This window comes from Nocardia sp. NPDC050799, from assembly GCF_040654015.1.
GTDB lineage: Bacteria > Actinomycetota > Actinomycetes > Mycobacteriales > Mycobacteriaceae > Nocardia.
The window spans coordinates 1-5,404 of sequence record NZ_JBFAHF010000086.1 but is presented as its reverse complement, the minus strand read 5'-3'; the positions used below and the strand labels follow the sequence as shown (position 1 = coordinate 5,404).

The window sequence follows — 5,404 nt, the reverse complement described above, 5'->3', positions numbered from 1 at the left end:
TATGTTCCGGCGGTGTCCTACTCTCCCACACCCTGTCGAGTGCAGTACCATCGGCGCTGGCAGGCTTAGCTTCCGGGTTCGGAATGGGACCGGGCGTTTCCCTGCCGCTATAACCGCCGTAACTCTATGAAACTATCCACACAGAGAGCCGAACCCTTGAGGGGGTTCGTCTTCTGTATCTGTGTGTTGTTTCAGATACTGCACAGTGGACGCGTAGCAATCTTCGTTTGGTAAGCCCTCGGCCTATTAGTACCGGTCACCTCCACACGTTACCGTGCTTCCAGTTCCGGCCTATCAACCCCATGGTCTGTAGGGGGCCTTAACCACTCTAGGTGGTGGGAAACCTCATCTTGGAACAGGCTTCCCGCTTAGATGCTTTCAGCGGTTATCCCTTCCGAACGTAGCCAACCAGCCGTGCCCCTGGCGGGACAACTGGCACACCAGAGGTTCGTCCGTCCCGGTCCTCTCGTACTAGGGACAGCCTTCCTCAAGTTTCCAACGCGCGCGGCGGATAGAGACCGAACTGTCTCACGACGTTCTAAACCCAGCTCGCGTGCCGCTTTAATGGGCGAACAGCCCAACCCTTGGGACCTACTCCAGCCCCAGGATGCGACGAGCCGACATCGAGGTGCCAAACCATCCCGTCGATATGGACTCTTGGGGAAGATCAGCCTGTTATCCCCGGGGTACCTTTTATCCGTTGAGCGACACCGCTTCCACATGCCGGTGCCGGATCACTAGTCCCGACTTTCGTCCCTGCTCGACATGTCTGTCTCACAGTCAAGCTCCCTTGTGCACTTGCACTCGACACCTGATTGCCAACCAGGCTGAGGGAACCTTTGGGCGCCTCCGTTACATTTTGGGAGGCAACCGCCCCAGTTAAACTACCCACCAGGCACTGTCCCTGAACCAGATCATGGTCCGAGGTTAGAGGTCCAATACGATCAGAGTGGTATTTCAACGATGACTCACCGAGCACTGGCGTGCCCGTTTCACAGTCTCCCACCTATCCTACACAAACCGTACCGAACACCAATACCAAGCTATAGTGAAGGTCCCGGGGTCTTTTCGTCCTGCCGCGCGTAACGAGCATCTTTACTCGTAATGCAATTTCGCCGAGTCTGTGGTCGAGACAGCTGAGAAGTCGTTACGCCATTCGTGCAGGTCGGAACTTACCCGACAAGGAATTTCGCTACCTTAGGATGGTTATAGTTACCACCGCCGTTTACCGGGGCTTAAATTCTCAGCTTCGCGCCGAAGCGCTAACCGGTCCTCTTAACCTTCCGGCACCGGGCAGGCGTCAGTCCGTATACATCGTCTTACGACTTCGCACGGACCTGTGTTTTTAGTAAACAGTCGCTTCTCACTGGTCTCTGCGGCCCAAACCAGCTCACGGCGTAAAGCCGGTCACCAGCTCGGGCCCCCCTTCTCCCGAAGTTACGGGGGCATTTTGCCGAGTTCCTTGACCACAGTTCTCTCGATCGCCTTAGTATTCTCTACCTGACCACCTGTGTCGGTTTGGGGTACGGGCCGTGTACCAACTCACTAGAGGCTTTTCTCGGCAGCATAGGATCACTGAATTCGCCTCAATCGGCTACGCATCACCTCTCAGGCACATGCTGTGCGGATTTGCCTACACAACGCCCTACAGGCTTACACCAGTACAACCACTGACTGGCCCAGCTACCTTCCTGCGTCACCCCATCGCTTGACTACTACACCCAGGGTCGCGCGCAGCCCCATCCGGCCTCCCGAAGGAGGTCCATCAGGTTTTGGGCGCTTAGCACAGATGATTCGCCATTGGGCGCGGATACACGGGTACGGGAATATCAACCCGTTGTCCATCGACTACGCCTGTCGGCCTCGCCTTAGGTCCCGACTCACCCTGGGCGGATTAACCTGGCCCAGGAACCCTTGGTCATTCGGCGGACGAGTTTCTCACTCGTCTTTCGCTACTCATGCCTGCATTCTCACTCGCGCAGCCTCCACAACTAGGTCACCCCGCTGCTTCCCTGGCTACACGACGCTCCCCTACCCAGCCACACCACTGCACACACCCCCGTAGAGGCATGCGGATGTATTGTGCGACTGCCGCGGCTTCGGCGGTGTACTTGAGCCCCGCTACATTGTCGGCGCAGGATCACTCGACCAGTGAGCTATTACGCACTCTTTCAAGGGTGGCTGCTTCTAAGCCAACCTCCTGGCTGTCTGCGCAATCCCACATCCTTTTCCACTTAGTACACGCTTAGGGGCCTTAGCCGGCGATCTGGGCTGTTTCCCTCTCGACTACGAAGCTTATCCCCCGCAGTCTCACTGCCGCGCTCTCACTCACCGGCATTCGGAGTTTGGCTGATTTCGGTAAGCTTGTGGGCCCCCTAGACCATCCAGTAGCTCTACCTCCGGTGAGAAACACGCGACGCTGCACCTAAATGCATTTCGGGGAGAACCAGCTATCACGGAGTTTGATTGGCCTTTCACCCCTACCCACAGCTCATCCCCTCAGTTTTCAACCTAAGTGGGTTCGGGCCTCCACGACGTCTTACCGTCGCTTCACCCTGGCCATGGGTAGATCACTCCGCTTCGGGTCTAGAACACGCGACTCAAACGCCCTATTCGGACTCGCTTTCGCTACGGCTACCCCACACGGGTTAACCTCGCCACATGCCACTAACTCGCAGGCTCATTCTTCAAAAGGCACGCCATCACTCCCAGCAGCAAGCTGCTCGAAAGCTCTGACGGATTGTAAGCGCACGGTTTCAGGTACTATTTCACTCCCCTCCCGGGGTACTTTTCACCTTTCCCTCACGGTACTAGTCCGCTATCGGTCACCAGGGAGTATTCAGGCTTACCGGGTGGTCCCGGCAGATTCACAGCAGATTTCACGGGCCCGCTGCTACTCGGGCACTCACTACAACAGAGAACATGTTTTCGCCTACCGGACTCTCACCGTCTACGGTTGGCCGTCCCAGACCAATTCGACTAACACGAACTTTTCTGACTGTTGCTCGCCACGGCAGTGACAAGAAAGTGAGCCCCACGACCCCACACGTGCAACGCCTGCCGGCTATCACACACGCATGGTTTAGCCTCATCCGCTTTCGCTCGCCACTACTCACGGAATCACATGTTGTTTTCTCTTCCTGTGGGTACTGAGATGTTTCACTTCCCCACGTTCCCTCCACACATCCTATATATTCAGATGCGGGTAACACGACATCACTCGTGCTGGGTTTCCCCATTCGGACACCCTCGGATCACAGCTCGGTTGACAGCTCCCCGAGGCTTATCGCAGCCTCCTACGTCCTTCATCGGCTCCTGGTGCCAAGGCATCCACCGTACGCTCTTAAAAACTTACAAAACAAAGATGCTCGCGTCCACTGTGCAGTTCTCAAACAACACACCCACCCGAACCTTGCACCCGCACCAGCCGAGAACCAGAAGCCCTCGCGGTATGAACGGAGATCCGAGCGGATCGTATTATCTTGCCTGGAAAGAACGCCTGTTCTTTCAGGACCCAACAGTGTGTTGATATATCCACCACGACCAGGACACTGAGGTCCCGACCGAATGCGATGAAGATTGCCAGCGTTCCACCCATGAGCAACCATCGGAAAACATTCGCTTCCGAAATGGCTCTGCCACAACCAGAACTCGACTCTTCGAGCCGGCGTGGAGAATGCTCCTTAGAAAGGAGGTGATCCAGCCGCACCTTCCGGTACGGCTACCTTGTTACGACTTCGTCCCAATCGCCGATCCCACCTTCGACGGCTCCCTCCACAAGGGTTAGGCCACCGGCTTCGGGTGTTACCGACTTTCATGACGTGACGGGCGGTGTGTACAAGGCCCGGGAACGTATTCACCGCAGCGTTGCTGATCTGCGATTACTAGCGACTCCAACTTCACGGGGTCGAGTTGCAGACCCCGATCCGAACTGAGACCGGCTTTAAGGGATTCGCTCCACCTCACGGTATCGCAGCCCTCTGTACCGGCCATTGTAGCATGTGTGAAGCCCTGGACATAAGGGGCATGATGACTTGACGTCGTCCCCACCTTCCTCCGAGTTGACCCCGGCAGTCTCTCACGAGTCCCCGCCATTACGCGCTGGCAACATAAGATAAGGGTTGCGCTCGTTGCGGGACTTAACCCAACATCTCACGACACGAGCTGACGACAGCCATGCACCACCTGTACACCGACCACAAGGGGGCCTACATCTCTGCAGGTTTCCGGTGTATGTCAAACCCAGGTAAGGTTCTTCGCGTTGCATCGAATTAATCCACATGCTCCGCCGCTTGTGCGGGCCCCCGTCAATTCCTTTGAGTTTTAGCCTTGCGGCCGTACTCCCCAGGCGGGGTACTTAATGCGTTAGCTACGGCACGGATCCCGTGGAAGGAAACCCACACCTAGTACCCACCGTTTACGGCGTGGACTACCAGGGTATCTAATCCTGTTCGCTACCCACGCTTTCGCTTCTCAGCGTCAGTTACTTCCCAGAGACCCGCCTTCGCCACCGGTGTTCCTCCTGATATCTGCGCATTTCACCGCTACACCAGGAATTCCAGTCTCCCCTGAAGTACTCTAGTCTGCCCGTATCGCCTGCAAGCTTAAGGTTGAGCCCCAAGTTTTCACAGATGACGTGACAGACCGCCTACAAGCTCTTTACGCCCAGTAATTCCGGACAACGCTCGCACCCTACGTATTACCGCGGCTGCTGGCACGTAGTTGGCCGGTGCTTCTTATACTCCTACCGTCACTCTCGCTTCGTCGGAGTCGAAAGAGGTTTACAACCCGAAGGCCGTCATCCCTCACGCGGCGTCGCTGCATCAGGCTTCCGCCCATTGTGCAATATTCCCCACTGCTGCCTCCCGTAGGAGTCTGGGCCGTGTCTCAGTCCCAGTGTGGCCGGTCGCCCTCTCAGGCCGGCTACCCGTCGTCGCCTTGGTAGGCCATTACCCCACCAACAAGCTGATAGGCCGCGGGCTCATCTTGCACCGATAAATCTTTCCACCCTCAACCATGCAGTTGAAAGTCATATCCGGTATTAGACCCAGTTTCCCAGGCTTATCCCAGAGTGCAAGGCAGATCACCCACGTGTTACTCACCCGTTCGCCGCTCGTGTACCCCGAAGGGCCTTACCGCTCGACTTGCATGTGTTAAGCACGCCGCCAGCGTTCGTCCTGAGCCAGGATCAAACTCTCCGTTGAAGACTCACAATCACACCCGAAGGCGCAATCAAAAGTACAAACTAGAGTCCGAAAACCTAGCAAAACAAATCGCCAGCTGGAATTTAGCTGACTTAAATGTTCGATCCTCCACACGGGGGTATGAAGAACCGAAACCAAATTAAATATTTGGCACTGACATTCATCAACACACTATTGAGTTCTCAAAGAACACACGCACA

At 56.1% G+C, this 5,404-nt stretch carries 3 rRNA genes; all 3 read right to left on the bottom strand.

Features of this window, described 5'->3' with window-relative positions:
* Positions 1-4: 4 nt before the first annotated feature.
* Positions 5-121: ribosomal RNA gene (rrf, locus tag AB0H42_RS35430) — 5S ribosomal RNA — on the bottom strand.
* Positions 122-226: 105 nt separating this feature from the next.
* Positions 227-3,357, bottom strand: a 23S ribosomal RNA gene (locus tag AB0H42_RS35425).
* 330 nt (positions 3,358-3,687) lie between these two features.
* A 16S ribosomal RNA gene (locus AB0H42_RS35420) occupies positions 3,688-5,204 on the bottom strand.
* The 16S, 23S and 5S rRNA genes sit together here, the layout of an rRNA operon.
* Between the last annotated feature and the right edge of the window lie 200 nt (positions 5,205-5,404).